Raw genomic sequence first — 24,136 nt, forward strand, 5'->3', positions numbered from 1 at the left:
GGATCGGAGCGGCCCGCGGCTGGCCTCGGCCGGTTACGACTTCACCCTGACCAGGCCGGTGTCGTACGCCGTGATGACGGCCTGGATGCGGTCGCGGGCGCCGATCTTGGCGAGGACGCGGCCGACGTGCTTCTTGACGGTGGATTCGGTCAGGACGAGGCGCTCGGCGATCTCGGTGTTGGTCCAGCCCTGGCCGATGGCGACGAGGACTTCACGTTCGCGGTCGGTGAGGGTCTTCAGGCGGCGGTCCTCGGGGGGCGGGCTGTCCGCGGGGGCCAGGACCCGGTGCGTGTAGGCGTCCAGGAGGCGACGGGTGAGGCGGGGGGAGACGACGGCGTCGCCGGTGGCGACCGCGTGGATGCCGGCGACGAGTTCCTCGGGGCGGGCGTCCTTGAGCAGGAATCCGCCGGCACCGGCGCGCAGGCCTTCGTAGGCGTACTCGTCGAGATCGAAGGTGGTGACGATGAGGACGCGGGTGCGGCCGCCCGCGGCGATGATGCGACGGGTGGCCTCGATGCCGTCCATGCCGGGCATGCGGATGTCCATGAGGACGACGTCGGGGCGCAGTTCGGCGGCCATGCGGACGGCCTCTGCGCCGTGTTCCGCCTCGCCGACCGGGGTCAGGCCGGGGGTGCCCTCCAAGAGCATGCGCACGCCCATGCGTTGCAGGGGCTGGTCGTCGGCGATGAGGACGGTGGTCATGGCTGATGATCTCCCGGGGGGACGTCGAGGACGACATCGACGAGCCAGCCGTGGCCGGCGGCACGCGGACCGAGGGTGACGGTGCCGCCGTACATGGCGGCCCGCTGGCGGATGCCGACGAGGCCGTGCCCGGCGTCGCGAGACCGCGCCCCGGCGGCGGCTGCGCCGGTGTCGGCGACCTTGATGTGCACGGTGTCGGCGTCCTTGGTGACGGTGACGTCGGCCGTGGCGCCCGGGCCGGCGTGTTTGAGGGTGTTGGTGAGGGCTTCCTGGACGATGCGGTACACGGTGAGCTGAACGCCGCTGCCGAGGGCGTCGAGGTCGCCCATCGTCCGGTAGGTCACGGGCATCCCCGCCGCTCGCACGCGCGTCAGCAACGCGTCCAGGTCCCGGATGCCGGGCTGCGGGCCGAGCAGCCGTTCGTCCTCTTCAGGGCCTCGCTCTTCGCGCAGCACGCCGAGGACCCGCCGGAGCTCACTCATCGCCTGGCGGCCGGTGTCGGCGAGGATGCGCAGTGCGTCGGCGGACGTCTCGCCGCGGTTGACGGCGAGGGTGGCGGCGCCGTCGGCGACGCTGACCATGACGGAGAGGTTGTGGCCGACGATGTCGTGCATCTCGCGGGCGATGCGGGTGCGTTCGGCGGCGGTGGTGAGCCGGATGCGCTGGTCCTGCTCGATCTCCAGGCGTGTGGCCCGGTCCTCCAGGGCCGCGAGGTAGAGGCGGCGGATCCGCAGCGTCAGGCCGATGGCGATGGCCGCCGTCGCCGTGCCCATCAGGAAGAAGAGACCGAGGAACGGGTGCTCGACAGGGGCCAGCAGCCCTACCGCCAGGGCCAGTTCGGCCGCGGTGAGGGCGGCGGCCCAGCCGAGCACGCGCAGTGATCCGTGCAGGGCAAGGCTGTAGAGGGCGATGAGCGCGGGCATGCCGGTCTGCTGCCACACACCCAGCGACCACTGAGCCAGCAACACCGCGGAGATCACCCAGTACGTGATCTCTGGGGCCCTGCGGCGCCACCACAGCGGTACGACGAGCGCGACGGCGAAGGCAACCAGCACCGGCATCGCCAAGTGGCTGGGGTCCGTCGTGTCCCCGAAGGGGCCGTGCCGGCTGGGGGAGAGCAGGTCGGGAAGGCCGAGCAGGGCGACGACGAGGACGACCGCGGTGTCGAGCACCCACGGATGCCGCTGGTCCAGTCGGCGTCGGGCGCTCCGACCGCGCAGTATCCGGCCCAGGAGCGGGTGTGCCCAGGCATCGGCGAGCCCGGGGGACGGCGCGGTGGCCGTCCCCCGGGTGATGGTCGCGGGGGCCTGTCTCATGATCCCACTGTCTCGCACCGCCGTTCAGGCGTCGCTCCTGAGGAGCCGCCAGGCGGCTCCGGCGAGGGTGAGGGCCACCCACCCGGCGAAGACGGCGAGTCCCGCTCCGGGGGAGAGGGCCTCGGAGGACTCGTGCAGGGCGTACATCGCCGAGCCCGCGTTGCTGGGGAAGTAGGGGTTGATGTTGTCATGGAGGGAGTCGGGCAGCAGGGAGGCCAGGCCCGGGAGGATGAGCAGGACGCCGACCAGGACCGCGATCGCCCCGGCGCTGGAGCGCAGCAGCATGCCCAGGGCCACACCCGCGACGGCGACCAGGGCCAGGTAGAGGCCGGCACCGGCCAGGCTGCGCAGCACACCGTCGTCGCCCAGGGACAGGGCGATCTTCTCGCCGTCCAGGCCCAGGGTGCCCAGCTGGAACGCGGCCAGGGCGCCGAGCGTGGTCAGGACCAGGATGACGGCGCCGATCACGGCGGCCTTGGACCACAGGACCGGCAGGCGGCGGGGAACGGCGGTGAGGGTGGAGCGGATCATGCCGGTGGTGTACTCGCCGGCCGACAACAGGACGCCGAGCACACCGACGGCCAGCGACGCGAAGGTCACCCCGAGCAGGGCGAGGCCGACCGCGTCCTGCTCGCCGGAGCCGGAGCCGGGTCCGGGCGGTCCGCCCTGGGTGGTCGCATCGGGGCTGTAGGTGGCGGAGGCGATCGAGCCGAGGGCGATCAGCAGGACCACGGCGACGGCGAGGGTGATCCAACTGGAGCGCAGCGACCAGAACTTGGCCCACTCCGCGCGCAGCACCCGCGGACCGGTGACCTTGTAGGCCCGGGTGCCTTCCCGGGTGGGGGAGAGTTCGGTGACGGTCATCAGGCTGCCTTTCGCTCGGTCTCCGCCGGGTGGCTCTGGTATTCGACGACGTCCCTGGTCAGGTCCATGAACGCCGCTTCCAACGAGACGGCCTGCGGGGTGAGTTCGTACAACGCCACCCCGTGCTCGGCCGCGATCCGCCCGATCTCCCGGGCGTCACGCCCGGAGACCAGGAGTTCCTCGGCGGACGAGGAGGAGATCGTCACGTCCGGGCCCGCCAGCAACGAGCGCAGCCTGGTGGCCTCGGCGGTGGCGACCTTCACGCCGCCGCCGCTCGCCTCCCGGGTGAAGTCGTCGACGGTGGTGTCCGCGAGGAGCCGCCCACGACCGATGATCACCAGATGGTCCGCGATCATCGCCGTCTCGCTCATCAGGTGCGAGGAGAGCATCACCGCCCGGCCCTCGTCGGCCAGCGAGCGCAGCAGGTTGCGCACCCACAGCACGCCCTCGGGGTCGAGTCCGTTGACCGGCTCGTCGAGCATGATGATCGCGGGGTCGCCGAGCAGGGCCGCCGCGATGCCGAGCCGCTGGCCCATGCCGAGCGAGAAGGCCCCGACCCGCTTACCGGCCACGCTGGTCAGCCCGGCCAGTTCGATGACCTCGTCGACCCGGCGGCGCGGAATGCCGTGCGTGTACGCGAGCGCCATCAGATGGTTGAACGCGCTCCGGCCGGGGTGGACGGACCTGGCCTCCAGCAGGGTGCCGATCTCGTGCAGCGGTGCCGTGTGCTTCGCGTACGACTTGCCGTTGACCGTCACCGAGCCCTTGGTGGGGGAGTCCAGGCCGACGATCATGCGCATGGTGGTGGACTTGCCGGCACCGTTGGGGCCGAGGAAGCCGGTGACCTCGCCGGGTTTGACGGTGAAGCTCAACGCGTCGACGACGGTCTTGTCGCCGTACCGTTTGGTCAGCTCACGCGCCTCGATCATGGGAGTGGGCCTTTCCTCTCGGACTAGGCCGGGCGAGCGCCGCGGCCTGTGCAGTCGACGTTAGAAGCGTGGCCGACCCGAACCCTGGGACCACGGGGGATACTTGACCGCCCGAGTGGTACCGCGGTTCCACTCGGCGCCGATCACCGATACGCCTCAGGTATGACGCGTCGGCGGGCAGGCTGGTCTGCGGCCGCACACCGATCCGCCGCAGCACGTGCACCGCGCCGCACGCGCTTCCGCCGGTGTCCCGCTACGGCCGCAGCCGTACGACCACGGGCAGGCGACCCTGCCGCCTTGCAGCGCACGCGAGACCGTTCCCTCGGTGAGCCCCTCCACGCATCGCACCACAGCACCAGTGCCAACCGGCCCGGTGACCAGGGAGGTCTCCCACGCGACGGGAACAGGTCCGCGAACTCCTCGTCGGCGAACAGGGGCTCCAGCTCGTTGCGGACCCGGATTGCCAGGCTGTGCCCTTCGGGAACGCGGCCCGCGCCACCCGCACCGTCTCCGCGGGACATCGCTCGGCTGCACCGACGCCCGCCCACCCCATACGAAAACGTCGGCCTTCAAAACCACAACCGGTGAGCACGAGCCTGATCGGGTGGGCCGGGCTGGAGGCCGGCGGCCGCGTGCGCCATCGAGCAGACCGCCGCCGAACACGTCATCACCGAGGTCGGCGCCGGATCGGGCCTGTAGGGGCCGGGGCTGTTCGACTTCTACCGATGCTTTCGTCCCCGGCCCGCCGCCTACTTCGTCATGTCCGTCGTACGCTGCCCGACTGCCCGGATCGCCACCGTGCCTCAAGGCCTGTTTACGAACCCGAGGGAGGGCGCGGGAGAAGTCCAGACTCCGGTCCTGGGCAGCGCAGCGCGGCGCACGGACTGCGGCTGGTGGGAGCACGTGTGGTTCCGCCACGCCAAGGCGGGCGAACTGTGTGAACGCGTCAACACCCTCCACCTGGTGTCGGGCGCCGACATCGTCGAGCAGATCCCGACCTACCGCGGCGAAGGCCACGCCTTCCTCTGATTCCCTCCCCGGCCAGGCTTCCACAGCCATGCCTTTGCGCGGCCGGCACCGCGGGGGCGGATGCCGGCCACGGGCCGACCGTCCCCGTCCCGCGCAGGGGCCACGCTGTTCGGCCTGGTGTGGTTCGCGTACTGGACGGCCAGTCTCGCCCCCCTCCAACTGCTGCTCCCGCAGCAACTGGAGGCGATCGATCCGGCATCGAAGGTGCACGACTTCGCCGTCGTCAACGCCGTTTCCGGGCTCGTCGCACTGCTCGCCCTGCCGGTCTGCGGCGCGCTGTGCGACCGCTCCCGCAGCCGCTTCGGCCGCAGGAGACTCTGGGTCACGGCCGGTTCCCTGTCGCTCGCCCTGGGGCTGGCCGTGACCGCACAACAGACAACCGTCGGGGGAGTGACCGCAGCCTGGGCAGCCAGCATGCTCGGCGTGCTTCGCCGCTGCCGGTTCCACTGGTGGGGTGGCACCTCACCGACGCCGATTCCGTGGCTCGCGGCAGCGGTACGGACGGGTGCGACCGCCGTGCGCGAGGCCGCGAACGGCGGGATGCTTCCTCGTGCCGTCCCACGCGGCCCGGCGACCGGATACCTGGTCGAGAGGAAGGGCGCATCGACGCTCGCAGGACGGGGGCCGCGGGAACGGCGGCTTCAGAACCGGCCGGAGTTTCCTGGACGCATCCGCACCGGCTCCGCCCCGCATCCTCAAGCGGTCCCTCCGCGGACGTCTGCGAAGAGGCTGCGGGCGGCGTCTCTCACCGGTCCCCGCCTGAGGTGCCAGAATGGCGGGGGGAGCATGCGTGGGGAGGAGGAAGGGAGACCGTGCCGGACAACCGAGCGGGAAGACCTTCGAAGGAAGAGCAGGGCGACAGCGGCGAGGGACCCCCATCGGTGACGATCGCGTACATCGCCGAGTCCGCAGGCGTCTCGGTGCCCACGGTGTCGAAGGTGCTCAACGGCCGGTCCGGGGTGTCGGAGGAGACCCGGGCCCGCGTCGAGCAGCTGATCCATCAGTACGGTTACCGAAAACCCCCCAAGAACCGCAGCAACCTCGTGGAACTAGTCTTCCGCGAACTGGAGAGCATGTGGGCCGTGGAGATCATCCGCGGCGTCGAGCGCGTGGCCCGCAGGAGCGGGGTCGGCGTGCTGGTGTCGGAGTTCGGGCTCCATGACACGGCGGCCAGGACCATCGGCGACACGGTCGGACGGCGCCCCCGGTGCGTCCTGTCGGTGGCGCAGCTCTCCGAAACGGAGCGGGAACAGCTGGCGGAGAAGGGGATCCCGTTCGTCGTCTTCGACCCCATCGACGAGTTGCCTGACGACGTTCCGTTCGTCGGTGCCACGAACTGGCGAGGCGGTCAGGCGGCGACCCGGCATCTGACCGCACTGGGGCATCGACGCATCGCCATGATCACCGGACCGGACCACCCCTTCTGCCGTGCCCGGCTGTCCGGCTATGTCTCCGCCCTCGTGGAAGCCGGCTTGCCCATGGAACCCGACCTCGTGGTGAAGACCCTGCTCACGCGCGAGCACGGGTACGCCGCGGCGCGGGAGCTGCTGTCCCGCCCCGATCGCCCCACCGCTGTGTTCACGGCGAACGACATGCAGGCGCTCGGTGTCTACCAGGCCGCGCGGGAGCTGGGTCTGCGCATACCGCACGATCTCAGTGTGGTGGGCTTCGACGACGTGCCGGTGGTGGCCTGGATGGATCCGCCCCTGACCACTGTCCATCAGCCCCTGACCGAGATGGCGGTGGCCGCCACCGAGCTGGCCCTGGCGCTCGGCCGTGGTGAGGACGTGTCGCAGCTCGGACTGGAGATCGCGACCACCCTCACCGTCCGGGAGAGCACCGCCCCGCCGAAGGAGGAGTGAGGACGGACGCCGAGGGCCGGATGGAAGCCGGTACCGCCTGGTCGGCCGCCCGGGCGGCCCGGCGCTGAGAGAGTCCCTCTGCGTCCTGCCTCCCGGGTGAGCCGCCGGACGGCAGCTCGGACGTCACGGCCGGCGCAGTACCACGCAGCTGCCGGGCGGGACTTCATGCGCGAGGGCACCGGTGAGCAGGTCGTGGGCGGGGTCCGGAAGGGGCACCGCGTCGGCGCGGTGGTTGATCAGGAAGTGCCAGCGGCGGCCGTCGGCGGCGTGCCGGGTGACGGCCTCGACACCGGGCGGCTGACCTGGCAGTTCCGGCTCGACGCCGGTCTCCTTCAGCAGCCGGCCGATCAGGGAGCCGTAGTCGGCGTCATCCAGGCGGGTGGAGAGGTACCAGCCCTGTCCGGTGCCGAAGCGGTGCCGGGTCAGTGCCGGGGTGCCCGTGAGCATGCCGTGGGTGTAGGCGGCGAGCGTCTGCGCTCCCTCGCAGCGCAGGGACTCGCTCCACACCGTGCCGGACGATCCGTCCGACAGGGTGATCCGCTCGTCCGTCCGCAGCGGACGGTACTCCTCGACGCGGATGCCCAGTGCCTCGCGCAACGGTCCGGCGGGATAGCCGCCGAGCCGGGCGTGCATGCGGTCGTCGACGTATCCGCTCGCGTGCTGGACGAGGAGCGTCCCGCCGCCGGCGACATAACGGCGCAGGTTCTCCGCGCCCGCGTCGGACAGCAGGAACAGGGCCGGGGCGATGACGAGCCGGTAGCGGCTCAACTCGTGTTCGGGGTGGGCGAAGTCGACGGTGGCGTGCGCGTCCCACAGCGCACGGTGCGCCCGGACGAGCGACGCGTGGTAGTCCAGGTGGGAGGAGGGCAGACCGTCCACGCCGAGCGCCCACCAGGCGTCCGGGTCGTCGAGCACGGCCACGGACGCGGTGACGGTCGATCCCGCCAGTTCGCCCAGCCGGGCGACTGCTTCACCGGTCTGCGTGACCTCGCGGAAGATACGGCTGTCGGGGCCCGCGTGCGGGACCATCGCCGAGTGCCAGGTCTCGGCGCCGGCCCGGGACTGCCGCCACTGGAAGAACAGGGCGCCCTCGGAACCGCGGGCGATGTGGCCGAGGGTGTGGCGCAGGATCTCGCCGGGCTCCTTGGCGAGGATCTGGTCGCCGTCGTACACGGTGCTGGTGCCCTGTTCCATCAGCAGCCAGGGGCGTCTGCCGGCCAGGGAGCGGGTGCGGTCGGCGTGGAAGGCGGCGTCGGCGGCGGCGTCCAGGCCGGGGGCGCTCGGATACTGGTCGGAGGTGACCACGTCGAGTTCGCGGGCGAAGGCCCATAAGTCCACGTTCTGGTAGGCGGGGAGCATCAGGTTGGTCGTCACGGGCCGGTCGCTGTGGGCGCGGATCGCGTCGCGCTGTTCGCGGTAGGCGGCGATGATCTGGTCGGACCAGAAGCGGTGGAAGTCCAGTGCCTGGCCGGGGTTCTTGTGCCATTGCGTGGCGCGCGGCGGCAGCACCTGTTCCCATGAGGTGTAGCGCTGGCTCCAGAAGGCCGTCCCCCAGGCCTCGTTGAGGGCCTCGAGTGAGCCGTGGCGGGCGCGTAGCCACCCCCGGAAGGCTGCGGCCGTGTGGTCGCACCAGCAGAGCGTGCCGTACTCGTTGTGGACGTGCCACAGCGCGAGGGCGGGGTGGTCGCCGTACCGTTCGGCCAGCGCGGAGGCGATGCGGCGGGCCGCGCTGCGGTAGGCGGGAGCGGTGAGGCAGTACGTGTCGCGGCTGCCGTGGATGAGACGGGTGCCGTCCGGGGCGACCGGCAGCGCGTCGGGGTGGGCCAGGGTGAACCACGGCGGCGGGGAGGCAGTCGGGGTGGCCAGGTCGACGGCCACGCCGCCTGCGTGCAGGCGTTCGATGTGGGCGTCGAGCCAGGAGAAGTCGTAGCGTCCCTCCTCCGGTTCGAGCAGGGCCCAGGAGAAGACTCCGAGCGTGGCCAGGTTGACCCTGGCCCGGCGCATGAGTGCGTCGTCCTCCTTCCAGACCGGCTCGTCCCACTGTTCGGGGTTGTAGTCGCCGCCGAAGGCGAGGCCGCCCAGGCGGTCGGTGACACTGCGTGCCGTCATGTCGCTTCCTCGGAGAAGGGGAGTCGGACGGTGATGCACTGACGCTCTGTCAGACATGGATCCGGACGGGACCTGCTGCCCCCAGATACCTCGCCTCGCAGCACGGCTGTCAAACGGCCGACCACCAGGGCCACCGCATGCGGTCCAGGTCCTTCGGTCCTCCGGTACCCTCACGGGCTTCCGGGAAGGTGCCGGACGCCTGTCCGGCCAACTAGGCGTCAGCGGCTGAGGGCCGCGGAGAATCCGTCACCGCAGCCGCCCACGCGTCTCGGGGATCAGAGCGCCGCGAAGGTCCACAGCAGGTTGGTGCTGCTGCCGTAGGTCCACTGCTTGAGGTTGGACCCGGAGGCGACGTTGCCGCCGCTGTCCAGGGCGAGGCCGTTGGTGACGTTGCCGGTAGCCCTGAGGTCGGGGTTGTCGGCGGTGAAGGTCAAGGAGGTGCCGGCGAGGTTGTCTCCGTAGCACCAGCTGCTGCTGGAGATGCTGTCGTCGGTTGGCCAGTACGGGTTGGTGATGTCGGCCGGGCCGCCGCGCTCGGAGTCGAAGACCTCGCCCTTGCCGTGCATGCCGTCCTTGTACGTGGCGACGAACTCACGGCCCCAGCTGCCCGCCTGGTTGGGAAGTTCAGGAGCTGCTGCTCGTCGACGGCGTCCAGGTTGAAGTCCTGCCACAGGATGTCGGGCTGGCCGCGGTCGATGACCTCCTTGAGCTTGTCGAACCAGAGCTGGTTCTCCGCGGCCGGGCCCAGCTGCCCGTAGCGCTTCTTGAGGCTGGGGTCCGTCTGGGCGGGGGCGTACTCGTAGAAGCCGGTGAAGTTGTACGCGTCGTGCATGGCCACCAGCAGCTTGAGGCCCGGGCCCTTCTTCACCGAGTTCCACTCGTGGACCTGGCTGTCCCACATGGAGAAGCCGTCACGATGCTCGGCGACCGGGCCGGCGAACCTGGCGCCGGCGTCGACGAACAGCTGCACCCACTCGTCCGGGTCGAACTTCCCGCCGACCGACTTCAGCTTCGGCGCGAACTTCACGAAGTTGCCCGCCAGGTCCTGGGCGTCGGTGAAATTGTGGTATGGCCACGCCGACGGCTGGCCGTAGGCCGCGATGTTCCCCATCGCCGCTACTTCTGCAAGTCCGAGGTCCTGGACGCGATCGCCGCACTGGGCCCTCGACCACGGCTTCGAGAACGTGGCCACCGGCACCAACGCGGACGACGCCCTGTATCCGCACCGACCGGGCATCCGCGCCGGACGCGAGCGAGGCGTCCACACCCCGCTCCTGGACACCGGCCTGAGCAAAGCCGACGTACGCCGCCTCAGTCGGCACTGGTCGCTGCCGACGTGGAACAAGCCCGCCACACCGTGCCTGGCCAGCCGCATCCGCTACGGCATCGAGGTCACCCCGCACCGCCTGACCCGCATCGATCGCGCCGAGTCCGCGCTGCGCGCGCCCGACGGCGAGGGTGAGGCCGAGGTCGGCGTGGAACCCTGCCTGCCCGCTCCGAAGCCATGATCCACCTCGCCATGACCGACCTGATGGCCCGCCGCCTCACCGGCGAGGCCACCATCTCCTGGCGCGACCCGACACCCAGGGATCAAACGCCAATCACGGGATGAAACACCGGGAGAAAACGACTTCTAAGGCATCGCCGTCCTTGCTCCGGGCGCTGGTCATGCATCGCTCCGTTGGGCGGTGAGCGGGTGAAGTGAACCATGTCGTGCAAGTGACTTGTGCACTCGACTTGAGCGAGTGATAAAGTCAATCGCACGGAGCGGTCGTGCGGCGCTGCACTGCCCTCCATTGCCTCAACCGCGCGGCTGTGTGAGCCGAGCCACCCACTGCTCGTCCGGCGTCCGTGTCCAGGCGTCCGGAATTCCTTCACCGACTTCGGGAGTTCGTCATGGCTGTCCTGCTCCACCGGCTGGGCCGAAGTGCCTACCGCCATCGCAAGCTGGTGCTCGGCATCTGGCTCGCGGTCCTGGCCGCGCTCATCACCTGCGTGGGTGTCTTCGGCGGCAAGCTCGACGACCGCTTCACCGTGCCGGGGACCGAGTCGCAGCGCGCACTGGACACGCTCGGCAGGACGCTGCCCGAGGCGTCAGGAGCCGCCGCCCAGATCGTCTTCACCGCCCCCGAGGGCCACCGCGTCACCGAGGCCCCCTATACGGCGGCCATCGCCGGAGCCGAGGCGGCGTCCGCGAAGGTGCCCCAAGTCAGCGCCGTCATAGGCCCGACCACCTCCGGCGCCGTCTCGGCCGACCGGACCACCGCGATCGTGCAGGTGCAGTACTCGGTGCAGCAGCCCGAGGTGCGCGCCTCATCCCTGGACGCCCTCGAGCAGGTGGCCAAGGCGGCCGAGAAGAAGGGCCTCAAGACCTTTGTGGGCGGCAGCGTCTACGGCAGCAAGGGCGTCCACATCGGCCCGTCGGAGATCATCGGCGTCGGCGTCGCCCTGCTCGTTCTCGTCGTCACGTTTGGTTCCCTGCTCGCCGCGGGCATGTCGCTGCTGTCCGCCCTGCTGGGTGTGGCGGTGGGACTGACCGGGCTGCTGGCCCTCGCCCCAGCGGTCAGTATCTCCTCCACGGCCGTCACGCTCGCGCTGATGCTCGGTCTGGCCGTGGGCATCGACTACGTCCTGTTCATCCTCTCCCGCCACCGCCAGCAACTCGCCCGCGGAACCGACCCGCAGGAGTCCATCGCGTTGGCCAACGGCACCGCGGGCGGCGCAGTCGTCTTCGCCGGCAGCACCGTGATCATCGCTCTCGCCGCACTCAGTGTCATCGGTATCCCGTTCCTGACCACGATGGGCCTCGGCGCCGCCGGCGCCGTACTCGTCGCCGTCCTGGCCGCGATCACGCTGCTTCCGGCTCTCGCCGGATTCCTCGGCGCCCGGCTGACCCCCAAGCCCGGCAGCAAGGCGGCCCGGCGGGCCGTCGACTCCGGCGAATCCGCGGGAAGGGCCGCTTTGGGCGCCCGCTGGGTGAAGTCGGTCGTCGCCAAGCCCCTGCTGACCGTTCTGGCCGTCGCGGGCATCCTGGTGGCGCTCGCGCTCCCGGCGGCGGACCTGCGTCTCGCCCTGCCGGACAACGGCTCGGCCCCGGTGAGTTCCACCGAGCGCAAGGCATACGACGTGGTCGGCGACAAGTTCGGCCCCGGCTTCAACGGTCCGCTCCTGGTGCTGACCGAGGTCGACGACGGGTCCGGTGCGCAGGCGGGTACTCAGGCCGCGCAGCAGCTGCGGGACCTCAAGGGTGTCAAGGCAGTGCTGCCCCCCGTGCCCACACGTGACCCCGCGCAGACCGTCATCCAGGTCATCCCCGAGACCGGCCCCGACAGCGCCCGCACCGGCCGCCTCGTCCGCGACATACGGGCCGCGGCCCCGGACATCCGCGAGACGACCGGAGCGAGGGTCGCGGTCACCGGAACCACCGCCGTCAACATCGACGTCTCCAACCGGCTCAGCGACTCCCTGCTGCCGTTCATGGCGATCGTCGTCGGCCTGAGCCTCATCCTGCTGACCATGGTGTTCCGCTCGCTGCTGATCCCGCTCAAGGCCGCCGTCGGATTCCTGCTGTCGGTCGGCGCCGCGCTCGGCATGGTCGTCGCTCTGTTCCAGTGGGGCTGGCTGGCGGACGCCTTCGGCTTGTCCCACACCGGTCCCGTCGTCAGCTTCCTGCCGATCATCCTCATCGGCGTGCTGTTCGGACTCGCCATGGACTACGAGGTGTTCCTCGTCTCCGGGATGCGGGAGGAGTGGGTACACACCGGCGTGGCCCGCCGCTCGGTGATCGACGGCGCGCGGCACAGCGTACGGGTCGTCACCGCGGCCGCCCTGATCATGTTCACCGTCTTCGCCGGGTTCTTTCCCCTGGACGACGCCCTGATCAAGCCCATCGCCTTCGCGCTCGCCGTCGGCGTGGCCATCGACGCCTTCGCCGTCCGCATGACGCTGGTCCCCGCCGTCCTCGCCCTCGCCGGACGACACGCCTGGTGGCTGCCCGCCTGGCTCGGCCGAGTCCTGCCCGACCTCGACGTCGAGGGCACACGTCTGCAGAAGGCCGTATCGAAGCACAGCGAGCCGGCCTCGGGACCCGAGCTCGCCCCGGAACCCGAGCCGGTGTCCTGAGGCGGGGCGTATCCCCGCCCCGTGGCGGCTGCACAGCGTCGCTGTGCAGCCGCCCGGTACGCCGTGCGACGCGTGCGTCGTCGCGGTCCGGAAGTCGGCCGCTGGTGCGCGACCGTCGCCCATGCCATCAGGACGTCGAGGGAACGTCGGTGGCTTGGGGCGGGCTCAGTGCCGGGCGAACTGGACCTGAGTAGGTTGGACGACGTTCGCCCGCACCGTGAGTCCGGTGATGGTCAGCCGTTCGCCGTAGATGTCGGTGATTCTGATCGCACCGCCGCACCCGCTGCCGTCGGCGGAGATGAAGTAGTTGTAGGCGGTGCGGGGCAGTTGCCGCCAGCCGCCCGCGGTGCGGACCTCCAGCCCGGTGACCGGGTTCCTGTGGTTGATCGCCTGGATGGCGCACCAGTGCTGGCTGGACCCGGTCTTGTACCTGATGGAGATCGGGCCGATCGTGCTCGGGCTGACCAGGCTCCAGGTGATGGGGAGTCGGCCGACCTTGAGGTCGGCGAGTTTGGCGAAGGCCTGTTCGCTGAGGTCGATCTGCCCGGGTGCGCAGGGCAGGGGGCATTCGTTGGTGATCCGTACCGTGACGGACTTGCCGTTGGCCGCCCGGACGAGCACGTACGCGCCGCACGCCCTGGACGTCTCGTAGTCGGTGGTGTTCATGGCCGCGATCATGAGGTCGGGGCTCGGGCCGAACAGGCAGGCGCCGTCTCCGACACCGGCCTTGTAGGCGGTGGCGACGCCCTGGTAGGTCGCGCCGGGCTTGATCCGTCCTGCTGACGGGGTCGTGGTCGACGCCTCTCGCGGGGGCTGGGGGGTGTCTTTGGGCGACGGCGTCGCGGTCGTCGTGGTCGCGGAAGCCTTCGGGCTGGGGGAACCGGTCGGGCGCGCCGTCGTGCTCGGGGTGCCTGCCTTGGTGGCTGGGGCGGTGGGGGCCTTCTTGTGGGGAGTGGCGAAGGGGGTAGCCGCGGCATGTCTTGCATCCGCGGTGCGGTCGGGCGAGGACTGCATGAGCAGGTAGGCGAGAACGCTCACGGTGGTCAGCGCCACCGTGGTGCCCAGGATGAGCCTGCGTCTGTGTCTGCGCTGCCGCGCGGCCTGCCTCGGTGTGTTCATCATCTGTCCGTTTCGGAAGATCGAGCCGGTGGTGCACTACTCAGTGACCGCGGGAAGCGAAAAGGTTGCCGATGATTTCTGGGGGTCCCGAGCGCCGACCCGGCTTGGACAGAGCGCCCCCGGATGGTGCGGTCGGCGCCAGCTTGCGAGCTGAACCCATGAACAATGAACAGCTCGACGCCCGCGACATCGGGTCTTTCGAGGACCGACCGCGCTCCTTGCGCGTACTTGGCAGCGGGCTCCTTGCAGATCCGCATGTCGATGATCCGCCCGCCGGGACGGTCACGCAGCCCGTCGGTCGACACGTCACAGCAGGTCGCTCGCACCACTTACATCGGATGCTTTGCATGGCTCTTGGGGCGGCTCTCGTCTCATGACGTCGTCTTCACTTGGCAATTTGTTCGTAACGCTGGACACGCTACGGCGTCATGCCTCTTAATACATCCGATGTCAGTCGAGGGTGTCGGCGGTAGGACGACTCTCTGCCGCTCCCCGGGCCTGGCAGCCGAGTTCGTCCTGCCTGTTCAGCTCTCGCCCCCGGCAGTGGCCGCGCCGCTGTCGCCCCGAAGTCCCATGGGCATCTGGCGCGTTCGCCCTCCCGGTGCCCCTTCGACAACCCCGGAGCCGCCCCATGTCCACCTCGCCGCTCAGCAGACGCTCCCTCCTCAAGGCCGCCACCCTCGCGGGAGGAGCCGTCGCCTTCGGGCTGCCGCAGGCCCTGTGGCCCACCACCGCCTCGGCGTACTCGGTCCCCTCGAAGCTGGACTGGTGGTACCAGGCCCGGTTCGGAATGTTCATCCACTTCGGGTCCTACTCCTACCTCGGCGACGGTGAATGGGCCTTCAGCGACAAGGGGTGGACCAAGGCCGACTGGCAGAACCATGTGACCAAGCCGTTCAACCCGACCAGCTTCAACGCCGCCCAGATCGCCGAACTGGCCAAGAACGCCGGCATGAAGTACCTCGTGATCACCGCCAAGCATCACGAGGGCTACGCCATGTGGGACTCCGACGTCGCCGGCTTCAAGGACGTCACCGGAACCAAGCAGTACAACCTGCACGACTACAACAACTTCCAGCCCGACCTGCTGGCCCAGTTGAGGACCGAGTGCCTGAACCGGGGCATCAAATTCGGGCTCTACTACTCGATCATGGACTGGAACCACCCCTCACAGACCTGCACCCCGAGCAACTACTCCACGTCCATGGCCTCCGCGACGGCCCGCGCCGATTACATCAACGACATGAAGGGCCATCTGCAGGAACTGCTGACCCGCTACGACCCGGCCATCCTGTGGTTCGACGGCGACTGGTGCGACTGGTGGTCCAAGTCCGACGGCCAGGCACTGTACGACTGGCTGATCGCCCGCAAGTCCAGCCTCATCATCAACGAACGTGTCAGGCGGGACCTCGGTCTCGGCGACTACGCGGTCGCGGAGTTCGGTATCCCCGACGCGCCGATGGACCGGCCGTGGGAAGCCTGCGCCACTATGAACTGGGCCTGGGGGTACAACGATGAGGCGGTGCACTACCGCTCGGTCACGACCCTCATCCAGGAGATGGTCACGATCGTCTCCCGTGACGGCAACTACCTGCTCAACATCGGTCCCAAGGGCGACGGCAGCGTGACCGCGGAGTCCGTGGACAGACTCAACGGCATGGCGTCCTGGATGGCCGTCCACGCCGACAGTGTCCACGGCACCAGCGGCAGCCCCTTCGCCACCGAACCTTCCTGGGGCAGGATCACCAAGAAGAACGGCAAGCTCTTCGCCCACGTCTTCACCTGGCCCACCGACGGCACGCTCCAGATCCCGGCCGTCCACAACACCATCGACCGCGTCTATCTGATGAACAACCCCTCGACGTCGCTCTCCTACACCGTCAGCGGCGGCACCATCAACGTCAGCGTGCCGGCCGGCGCGCCCAACGCGCACGACTCGGTGGTCTGCGTCGAGGTCGCCGGCATGCCGGCGGTCCTGGCGAACGGCGTCTACCGGCTGGTGTGTGCCCGCAGCGGCAAGGGGCTCGACAACTCCAACACGACCGCCGAGGGCAGCCAGGTCATCCAGTGGACGCAGCACAGCGGCCCTCAGCAGCAGTGGACGGTCACGAACATGGACCACGGCTACTACAAGCTGGTCAGCGTGCACAGCGGCAAGGCGCTCGACGACAACGACAGCACCACCCTGGGAACGACGATCGTGCAGCGCGCCGACAACGGCAGCCACCGGCAGCAATGGGCCGTCACCGCGCTGGGCAACGGTGAGTTCCGGCTCGTCAACCGGCACAGCGGGCTGGCACTGGACAACGCGAACACCACCGACGAGGGGAGGCCCGTCCTCCAGTGGACCCCGGGTACCGGGACGCCACAGAGATGGGCCGCGATCAGAACCAGCTGACCGCCCCCACGGTCGTCCGTCCCCGGATGCCCGCCCGGGGGCGGATCCACGGTGGCACGACGGCGACCAGGAGACCCGACGTCGAGTGTCGCGCCCTGCCACAGCCACGTCTTCTTCAAGAGCAATACGGGGCCATCTGCCGCCCCCGCAAGGACACTCCAACCGTCAACTCACGGAGGGAACCATGTCTCACACAAAATGACGCGACGTACGTTTCTCGGCGCGGCGGGTGCGGCGACCGCCGCGACCGCCCTGCCGAACGTCCCCGGCTTCTCCGGCCTTCTGCCGCAGGCGGCCGCCGCCGACACGCAGACCAACCTGAGCAGGATGGTCGACATGCGGTTCGGCATGTTCAACCACTTCAGCCTGGGAACCTTCACGAACGAGGAGTACCTGCCCAAGCAGTGGAACCGTACCGACTGCACCGACGGCGACATCACCTCGTACACCATCTCCACCAGCACCGACGGCACGAACTTCACCCAGGTCGCCACCGGCACCTGGGCCGGCGACCGCACCCTGAAGCTGGCCGAATGGCCGGCCAGGAACGTGGGGTTCGTACGGATCAAGGTCAACGCGGCCACCGGCGGTTACGCCAACATCAGCGGGATGCGCATCGGCGGCGCACCGCCAAGCCGGCACTGGTGTCCACCACGCTGCCCGGCGACGGCACCGTCTACCGGCTCGTCGCCCGGCACAGTCGCAAGGTCGCCGACGTGGAGGGCGGGGCCACCGCGAACAACACCAACGTCCTGCGGTGGCCCTGGCTCAACAAGCCGATCCAGAAGTGGACCTTCGTCAACACCGGCGACGGCTACTACAGGATCAAGGGTGTGGCCAGCGGCAAGCTGCTGGAGGTCGGGGGGCCGTCACGCCCACCGGTGACGGCTACCACGTCCTCATCAACCGCTACAGCGGGCTCTGCCTCGCCGTCGAGGAGGGCAGCACCGCCGACGGAGCCAACATCGAGCAGCAGCCGTACGCGTCACTGGCACGACAGCAATGGCAGATCGTCACCTCGTGATCCTCTCTCCCCGCCACCCTCTCCTTCTCAACGGGCTGCTGTTGAGAAGGAGGCGGGTGGCTGTCGGTTGCGGGCGCCCACGCGCCCGTTCTCATCCAGCTTTCCAACTCGCCTCAATGGAATGCTGTTCGGCAGAGACCAGTGGTGTGCCACTTCGGTATCGCCCCGGTACGTACGACGTCCCCTTGCGCTGCCGCCCGGCCGCATCACCCGCTCGGGCGCTCCTGCGGTGCCGTGCCGCGGCATGAGTGACCCGCCGCCGCCCGACCGGCATGGGAGGGGGCGTCGGGCGGCGGCGGGAGCACGGGGGACGGGCGCGGTCAGCCGGCGAGAGGTTCCTCCGGTGCCTCGTTCAGGCTGGCCGCCAGCCACTGTTCGACGGCGGTGATGTGCACCGTCGCGGCCGAGGCGGCCAGCAGCGCGTCGCGTGCCTTCAGGGCACCGAGGATCTGCTGGTGGTCCCGGTGCGCGTTGTCCACGGCACGCCGGGCCTGGCTGCCCCGGACGATGCGTACCCGCTGGGTACGGGTGGACAGCACGCGCAGCAGCATGGACAGCACCGGGTTGCCGACGGCTTCGACGATCCTCACGTGGAAGGCGATGTCGTGGGCGATGAACTCCTCGACCGTGGCGGCCGACTTGGACCGTTCCAGGATGTCGCCGAGTTCTCGCAGGTCCTCGGAGGTCAGCAGCGCGGCGGCCAGCCCGGTCGCCTGGGGCTCCAGGAGCCTGCGCACCTGGAGCAGTTGCAGGGCGGTCCGTCCCTGGGAGACGTCCGAGGCGAAGGAGAGCGACTCGAGGAGGAGATGGGGCTCCAGGCTGGACACATAGGTGCCGTCCCCCTGCCGCACGGTGAGGATGCGCATCGCGGTGAGCGCGCGGACGGCCTCGCGCAGCGAGTTGCGGGACAGGCCCAACTGCGCGGCGAGTATCTCCTCCTTCGGCAGGCGGGAGCTGGGCGCGAGTTCGCCTGCGACGATCATCGCCTTGATCTTGTCCATCGCCTCGTCGGTGAGTGCCACGTGCGTGCCTTCCTGTGCCGGGGACATACGAGCGCCGCTCCGCCACTCGGCACGGGGCCGGGGCGGAGCGGGCGACCGCTACTCCTGCTTCTCGCCGGAAGCGAAGCGGGAGATGATCAGGGCGACGATGATGATCGCGCCGTTCAGGAACTGGTTCCACAGCGCCGGCACGCCCGCCAGAGTCATGACGTTGACGACGAGCTGGAGAGTCAGGACGCCCGTGAGGGCGCCGAACACGGAGCCCTTGCCGCCGTTCAGGCTCACCCCTCCGATGACGGTCGCGGCGAAGACCTGGAAGATCCAGCCGCTGCCCTGGGTGGCGGAGATGGAGCCGTAGTGGCCGCTGTAGAGGATGCCGGCGAACGCGGCGAGCAGGCTGCCGAGGATGAGGACGGCCCACACGATCCGGTCGACGCGGATGCCGGCGGTGCGGGCCGCCTCCGCGTTGCCGCCGACGGCGTACAGCGCCCGGCCGTGCCGCAGCCACGCCAGCGCGCTGCCCCCCGCCGCGAACAGCACCGCGCAGATCCAGATGGCCGCGGGTACGCCGAGCCAGGACGCCTTGCCCAGGTAGGTGAACGAGGACGGCAGGTCCACGATCGACTGGCCCTCGGAGAGGGCGACCTGGAGGCCGCGCAGCATGGTCAGACCGCCGAGGGTGACGATGAACCCGTTGAGCCGCAGCTTGAGGATGAGGAAGCCGTTCAGAACGCCGATCGCCACGCCGACCAGGAGGCACAACGGGACCGCCGTCCACTCGGGGAAGAGCCCGAGTCCGGTGAACCGCCCACCGGTCGTCGGCAGGACGAGCCATACGGCGATGACCGGGGCCACGCCGATGGTCGATTCCAGCGACAGGTCCATGCGCCCGCAGATGAGGATGAGGGCGGTGGCGAGGACGAGCAGACTCAGTTCGGTGGACTGCTGCGCCACTCCGATGAGGTTGTCGGCGGTCAGGAAGGCCGGCGAGACGATGAAACCGATCAGGCCCAGCACGAGGATGGCCGGGACCAGGGACAGTTCACGGAAACGGCCGAGGTCGAGCCGCTGCCGGGCGGTGTCCGCCGCGGAAGGCTCCGTTTTGCTCGGTGCGGGCTCCGTGACATCTGTGGTGGCGGACATGTCTACCTTCCGTGCTGGTGAGTGCCGGACGCGGCGGATGCGGTGGTGGTGTCGGCGACGCCCTCGATGGCGGCGACGACGTGCTCGTCCTTCCAGCCGCGGTCGAACTCGGCGACCACCCGTCCGTGGAACATGACCACGACGCGGTCGCAGGTTCTGAGGTCGTCGAGTTCGTCGGAGACGATCAGGGCGGCCTTGCCCTCGTCGGCGGCCCGCCGGATCCTGCCGAGCAGGAACTCCTTGGATTTGACGTCGACGCCGTTGGTGGGGCGGATGGCCACCAGGACGTGCGGGTCGGTGGCCAGGGCGCGGGCGACGACGACCTTCTGCTGGTTGCCGCCGGAGAGCGCGGAGACCGGGGTGTCGGCCGCGGGGGTCTTGATGTCGAGGTCGCGGATCATGCGTCGGGCGAAGGCCCTGGTGCGGGCGGGCAGGACAGTGCCGAACGGGCCGAGCTGGTCGGTGACGGTGAGCGTCGCGTTCTCCGCCACGCTCCGGTTGTTGACCAGGCCCTGCAGATGGCGGTCCTCGGGGACGAAACCCACTCCGGCGGCCAGGGCGGACGGCACGCTGCCGGTGCGCACGACTGTGCCACCGATGGTGATGCGGCCGGCCTTGGCGCGGTGCAGACCGGCGACGGTCTCGCCCACCTGCACATTGCCGCTGGCCGTCGCTCCGGCGAGCCCGATCACCTCGCCGGAGCGCACCGCCAGGGAGAGGTCCTCGCAGGCGCCGGGCAGGGTGAGGGCGTCGATGCGCAGCAGCTCCGTCCCGTCGGCCGGTGCGGTCGGGGGCGCGCTCGCGGGGCCTGCTGCCACGGAGGCGGCGTCGCCGGTCATGGCCTCCACGAGGGAGTGGTGCCCCAGTTCGGCCACGGGTGCGGTGAGGATGTGGGCCGCGTCGCGGTAGACCGTGACGGTGGTGCAGAGGTCGTAGACCTCTTGCAGGTGGTGGGAGATGAAGAGGAAGGCGACGCCTTGCTCCTGCAGGTCCCGGAGCTTGTCGAAGAGGCGGCCGATGCCGCGGGCGTCGAGCTTGGCGGTGGGCTCGTCCAGGATGATGAACCGGGCGCCGAAGGACAGCGCGCGGGCGATCTCCACGAACTGCCGCTGCTCGACGGTCAGGTCCCTGGCCCGGGCGGCGGGGTCGACGGCCACGCCGTACTCGCCGAGGAGTTCCTCCGCCCGCTGCCTGAGCTGCTTCCAGCGGATGGGGCGCACCGCGCCGGGGCTCTGCCGGTTCAGGAAGAGGTTCTCGGCGACGGTCAGATCACCGATGATGGTGGACCGCTGGTAGACGCAGGCGACCTTCGAGCGCCAGGCGTCGATGTCTCCGTAGGCGGGGGCCGGCGCACCGGAGAAGCGCAGCGAGCCGGTGTCGGGCTGCTGGAGGCCGGTGAGGATGGACACGAGCGTCGACTTGCCGGCGCCGTTGCGTCCCACCAGGGCGTGCGCTTCGCCCTCGGCGATGCTGATGCGGGCGTCGCGCAGCGCGATGGTGGCGCCGAATCGTTTGCTGATGCCGGTCGCCTCGGCGACCGGGGCCCGGGTTCCGGGTCCGCTCGCCGGGCTGGTGGCGGTGTCCGCCATGCTGGATACCGTCCTTCGGGTACGGATGGTGGGGGCCGGGGATCGGGAACCGGGGAGCAAGGAGCCGACCGGATCCGGGTCGGGGGGCCGCAGTCGGGGGAGGGGAGTGAGGTCCGCCGGCGTTGACGCGGTCGGTGGCTGCCGGTTGTCAGCCGACGTTGTTGCCCCACAGGGACTTGTCGTCCACGTTGTCCTTGGTCACCAGCGGGGCGGGCAGCTGGTCCTCCAGCCCGTTCGGGATCTTGACGATCGTCGAGCCGTGGTCGGTCGCGCCCGGCTTGAACGTCTTGCCCTCTGCCGCGGCCTGGGCGTAGTACAGCGCGTACTTGGCGTAGAGGTCGGCGGGCTGGGAGACCGTGGCGTCGATCTGGCCCTTGCGGATGGCGTCGAACTCCTGCGGGATGCCGTCGTTGGAGACGATGCTGATGTGGCCCTTCTCGCCGGCGGGCTTGAGCAGGCCCTTCTGCTCCAGCAGCGCCAGGGTGGGCTGGAGGAACGCGCCGCCGGCCTGCATGTAGATACCGTTCAGGTCCGGGTGCTGGGCCAGCAGCGACTGCAGCTTGGCGGAGGCGACGTCCCCCTTCCACTCCGTGGGAAGCTCGAAGACCTTGATCTTGGGGAACTTGGTCTTCATGCACTCGGCGAAGGCCTCCGAGCGGTCGCGGCCGTTGATGGAGTCCAGGGAGCCCTGGAACTCGGCCACCTTGCCCTTGCCGCCGAGCTGCTTGCCGAGGAACTCACAGGCCTTTGTGCCGTACGCCCGGTTGTCGGCGCGGACCACCATGTAGACCTCACCCTTGTCAGGCCTGGTGTCGACACTGACCACAGGGATCTTCTTGGACGCGAGGGTGTCGAGGGTGGAGGCGATGGCGCCGGTGTCCTGGGGCGCCATGACGACGGCCTTCGCTCCGGTGTTCTGGAAGACCTGGACGTTGGCGACGAGCTTGGTGACGTCGTTCTGCGAATTGCTGACCGGCAGGGCGTTGATGCCGTCCGCCTTGATGTCCTTCTTCAGGTACTGCGCGTAGGAGTTCCAGAAGTCGGAGTCGGAACGCGGCAGGTCGATGCCGATGGCCGGCTTGTCGCCGCCCGAGCCGACCGACTCCGAGCCGCTCCGGTTGCACGCGGTGGCGAGGGCGAGGACCGCGAGCACGGCGGTGGCGGCTGTGGCAGTGGAGCGGGTGCGAGTGGGCTTCATGACCGTGTTGTCTCCTTTGACGGGGCGGAGGACCGCGAGACAGCGATGAGAGGGAGGCGTACTCGCCTGCCGGAGAGGGCGGGCGGGGCAGCGGGCCGGGCAGAGGGTTGCCCGGCACAAGGCAGTGCGGGACCGCGCCCGAGGGGACGGAAACGGGAGAGGCTGCCCGAGAGACGCAGGTCAGGGGCTGTATCCGACCGTTCGGAAGGGCGCCAGGGGCCCCCGGGCCATTCCTCCGATGTCTCTCGGACGTCGAGGACGTTACGACGGGGTTGCCGAAGTTGACAAGACTCCGTGGCCGTTGAATTGAGCAGCAGGGCGAAGCCATGCCGAGCGGTCGCGCGCGAACGCGTCAGGAGGACTAGTGAGTCGACCTATGACCTGCGCCTATGCTCAATCGGTTGACCGTGTCGCACCGGGCGGCCGCGCCTCACGATTCGGCAACGACCGCTGCGTCCGCTGGGCTGTCCCGTCGACGGAACGGCGCCGCCGGGCTGCTGTCACCCACTCCGGTCAGGTTCAGCGGCACGAGGTCAGCGCTCCTACCAGCGGAGTCTGCCGCACATGGCTCGCCCAGAGTCATCGGACGAAATCTCGGTCGTCACCCCTGCATCAGCGGTGACCGGGGTGCAACTGCCCGTCATTTCCGGGTGAACGCTCACGACGGGGAAAATACATCCGAGGAATCCGTTGCCAGCGGGTGGTCCTGCGTCTACAGTCTCGATGCCGCCATTCATCCGATGACTGAGGGAGCGGGCCGCTGAGGCGCTCCGCACGGTCCGGTCGGGGCGCTACCGGCGGCAATGGCCCGCCCGTACCACCGACCGTCACTCCCTCCCTGAACCCGCCTACGGCAAGGGAAACGCCAGTGAAACTGCTACGAGTCGGCGCCCCCGGCGAAGAGCGGCCCGCTGTCCGCACCGACGACGGCCGGCTGCTGGACCTGTCCTCCGTGACCTCCGACGTTGACCGCGCGTTCCTCGCCTCGGACGGCATCGACCGTGCCCGTGCCGCGGTCGCGGCAGGAGCCCTCCCCGTTCTGGACGCTGACGGCCTGCGGATCGGCCCGCCCGTCGCACGCCCTGGCAAGATCGTCTGCATCGGCCTGAACTACCGGGACCACGCCGCCGAGACCGGCGCCGCGATCCCCGAGCGGCCGGTGGTGTTCATGAAGGACCCGGGGACCGTGGTCGGGCCCTACGACGAGGTACTCGTTCCGCGCGGCTCGGTGAAGACGGACTGGGAGGTCGAGCTCGCGGTCGTCATCGGCCGCCGGGCGCGGTACCTGGACGGCGCCGAGGCCGCTCGGTCCGTCATCGCCGGGTACGCGATCAGCCATGACGTCTCGGAGCGTGAGTTCCAGCTGGAGTACTCCCCGCAGTGGGACCTCGGCAAGTCCTGCGAGACCTTCAATCCGCTCGGCCCGTGGCTGGTCACCGCCGACGAGGTCGGCGACCCGCAGGACCTCGGGCTGCACCTGAGCGTCAACGGCGTGAAGCGGCAGGACGGGCACACCCGGGACATGATCTTCCCGGTCGACCACATCGTGGCGTACCTGAGTCAGTACATGGTCCTGGAGCCGGGCGACGTGATCAACACGGGGACGCCCGCGGGCGTGGCCCTCGGTCTGCCCGGCACTCCCTACCTCCGCCCCGGCGACACCGCCGAACTCTCCGTCGACAGGCTCGGCAGCCAGCGCCAGACCTTCGGCCAAGCGTGAAAGGCACCCCC

General features: G+C 69.8%; 17 protein-coding genes and 4 pseudogenes. 8 read left to right on the top strand and 13 right to left on the bottom strand.

Annotation, left to right across the window (positions count from 1 at the left end):
* Positions 1 to 33 precede the first annotated feature (33 nt).
* The 5 genes and pseudogenes from C1703_RS36145 to C1703_RS36165 form a co-directional block, all read right to left on the bottom strand.
* Entirely contained in the window at positions 34 to 702 is a 669-nt protein-coding gene (locus C1703_RS36145) for a response regulator transcription factor (protein WP_114256797.1), read from the bottom strand.
* Positions 699 to 2,018: a histidine kinase gene (locus tag C1703_RS36150; RefSeq protein WP_114256798.1), complete on the bottom strand. Its 1,320-nt coding sequence runs from the start codon at positions 2,016 to 2,018 to the stop codon at positions 699 to 701. The genes C1703_RS36145 and C1703_RS36150 overlap by 4 nt, the downstream gene beginning before the upstream one ends.
* 24 nt (positions 2,019 to 2,042) lie before the next feature.
* Entirely contained in the window at positions 2,043 to 2,882 is an 840-nt protein-coding gene (locus C1703_RS36155) for an ABC transporter permease subunit (protein ID WP_114256799.1), read from the bottom strand.
* On the bottom strand, positions 2,882 to 3,811 hold the full coding sequence (locus C1703_RS36160; RefSeq protein ID WP_114256800.1) for an ABC transporter ATP-binding protein: 930 nt from the start codon (positions 3,809 to 3,811) through the stop codon (positions 2,882 to 2,884). The genes C1703_RS36155 and C1703_RS36160 overlap by 1 nt, the downstream gene beginning before the upstream one ends.
* A gap of 321 nt (positions 3,812 to 4,132) precedes the next feature.
* Positions 4,133 to 4,364 (bottom strand): annotated as a pseudogene (locus C1703_RS36165) (IS5/IS1182 family transposase); the annotation flags it as partial.
* 206 nt (positions 4,365 to 4,570) lie between these two features.
* On the opposite strand from C1703_RS36165, the gene C1703_RS36170 reads away from it, so the two are divergent.
* Positions 4,571 to 4,840: a hypothetical protein gene (locus C1703_RS36170; RefSeq protein ID WP_343236414.1), complete on the top strand. Its 270-nt coding sequence runs from the start codon at positions 4,571 to 4,573 to the stop codon at positions 4,838 to 4,840.
* Between the two features lie 881 nt (positions 4,841 to 5,721).
* Positions 5,722 to 6,702, top strand: a complete 981-nt coding sequence (locus tag C1703_RS36180) for a LacI family DNA-binding transcriptional regulator (RefSeq protein ID WP_114256801.1) — start codon at positions 5,722 to 5,724, stop codon at positions 6,700 to 6,702.
* A 123-nt stretch (positions 6,703 to 6,825) separates the two neighbouring features.
* On the opposite strand, the gene C1703_RS36185 is transcribed toward C1703_RS36180, so the two are convergent.
* The 3 genes and pseudogenes from C1703_RS36185 to C1703_RS36190 form a co-directional block, all read right to left on the bottom strand.
* Complete coding sequence (locus tag C1703_RS36185; protein WP_114256802.1) at positions 6,826 to 8,811, bottom strand: beta-galactosidase; 1,986 nt, start codon at positions 8,809 to 8,811, stop codon at positions 6,826 to 6,828.
* Between the two features lie 275 nt (positions 8,812 to 9,086).
* Positions 9,087 to 9,245 (bottom strand): hypothetical protein, encoded by a 159-nt coding sequence (locus C1703_RS39420; protein WP_198678502.1) that lies wholly within the window; start codon positions 9,243 to 9,245, stop codon positions 9,087 to 9,089.
* A gap of 24 nt (positions 9,246 to 9,269) precedes the next feature.
* Positions 9,270 to 9,916 (bottom strand): annotated as a pseudogene (locus tag C1703_RS36190) (alpha-L-fucosidase); the annotation flags it as partial.
* Here C1703_RS36190 and C1703_RS36195 point away from each other — a divergent pair.
* The 3 genes and pseudogenes from C1703_RS36195 (at position 9,912) to C1703_RS36205 (ending at position 12,933) form a co-directional block, all read left to right on the top strand.
* Positions 9,912 to 10,319 (top strand): hypothetical protein, encoded by a 408-nt coding sequence (locus tag C1703_RS36195; RefSeq protein ID WP_232840689.1) that lies wholly within the window; start codon positions 9,912 to 9,914, stop codon positions 10,317 to 10,319. The pseudogene C1703_RS36190 and the gene C1703_RS36195 overlap by 5 nt on opposite strands.
* A pseudogene (locus tag C1703_RS40015) lies at positions 10,292 to 10,423 on the top strand (IS5/IS1182 family transposase); the annotation flags it as partial. The gene C1703_RS36195 and the pseudogene C1703_RS40015, both read left to right, overlap by 28 nt.
* A gap of 284 nt (positions 10,424 to 10,707) precedes the next feature.
* On the top strand, positions 10,708 to 12,933 hold the full coding sequence (locus C1703_RS36205; protein ID WP_114256803.1) for an MMPL family transporter: 2,226 nt from the start codon (positions 10,708 to 10,710) through the stop codon (positions 12,931 to 12,933).
* A 165-nt stretch (positions 12,934 to 13,098) separates the two neighbouring features.
* Here the strand turns inward: C1703_RS36205 and C1703_RS36210 are convergent, their stop codons facing one another.
* The gene (locus C1703_RS36210; protein ID WP_114256804.1) at positions 13,099 to 14,052 is read right to left on the bottom strand and encodes an expansin EXLX1 family cellulose-binding protein; all 954 of its coding nucleotides are present in this window, start codon (positions 14,050 to 14,052) and stop codon (positions 13,099 to 13,101) included.
* 631 nt (positions 14,053 to 14,683) lie between these two features.
* On the opposite strand from C1703_RS36210, the gene C1703_RS36215 reads away from it, so the two are divergent.
* Complete coding sequence (locus tag C1703_RS36215; protein WP_114256805.1) at positions 14,684 to 16,450, top strand: alpha-L-fucosidase; 1,767 nt, start codon at positions 14,684 to 14,686, stop codon at positions 16,448 to 16,450.
* Between the two features lie 387 nt (positions 16,451 to 16,837).
* Positions 16,838 to 17,474, top strand: a pseudogene (locus C1703_RS36220) (RICIN domain-containing protein); the annotation flags it as partial.
* A gap of 320 nt (positions 17,475 to 17,794) precedes the next feature.
* Here C1703_RS36220 and C1703_RS36225 read toward each other — a convergent pair.
* The 4 genes from C1703_RS36225 to C1703_RS36240 all read right to left on the bottom strand — a co-directional run bounded on the left by C1703_RS36225 (position 17,795) and on the right by C1703_RS36240 (position 22,405).
* A complete protein-coding gene (locus C1703_RS36225) occupies positions 17,795 to 18,496 on the bottom strand; it encodes an FCD domain-containing protein (protein ID WP_114257761.1) in 702 nt (233 codons plus the stop codon).
* Positions 18,497 to 18,574: 78 nt separating this feature from the next.
* The gene (locus tag C1703_RS36230; protein ID WP_114256806.1) at positions 18,575 to 19,618 is read right to left on the bottom strand and encodes an ABC transporter permease; all 1,044 of its coding nucleotides are present in this window, start codon (positions 19,616 to 19,618) and stop codon (positions 18,575 to 18,577) included.
* A 2-nt stretch (positions 19,619 to 19,620) separates the two neighbouring features.
* Positions 19,621 to 21,207, bottom strand: a complete 1,587-nt coding sequence (locus C1703_RS36235) for a sugar ABC transporter ATP-binding protein (RefSeq protein ID WP_114256807.1) — start codon at positions 21,205 to 21,207, stop codon at positions 19,621 to 19,623.
* A 148-nt stretch (positions 21,208 to 21,355) separates the two neighbouring features.
* Positions 21,356 to 22,405: a sugar ABC transporter substrate-binding protein gene (locus C1703_RS36240; protein WP_114256808.1), complete on the bottom strand. Its 1,050-nt coding sequence runs from the start codon at positions 22,403 to 22,405 to the stop codon at positions 21,356 to 21,358.
* Positions 22,406 to 23,273: 868 nt separating this feature from the next.
* Here C1703_RS36240 and C1703_RS36245 point away from each other — a divergent pair.
* Positions 23,274 to 24,125 carry a fumarylacetoacetate hydrolase family protein gene (locus C1703_RS36245; protein ID WP_114256809.1) on the top strand — a complete coding sequence of 284 codons (852 nt, stop codon included), beginning with the start codon at positions 23,274 to 23,276 and terminating at the stop codon, positions 24,123 to 24,125.
* The last annotated feature ends 11 nt before the right edge of the window (positions 24,126 to 24,136 follow it).

Source organism: Streptomyces sp. Go-475 (assembly GCF_003330845.1).
Taxonomy (GTDB): domain Bacteria; phylum Actinomycetota; class Actinomycetes; order Streptomycetales; family Streptomycetaceae; genus Streptomyces.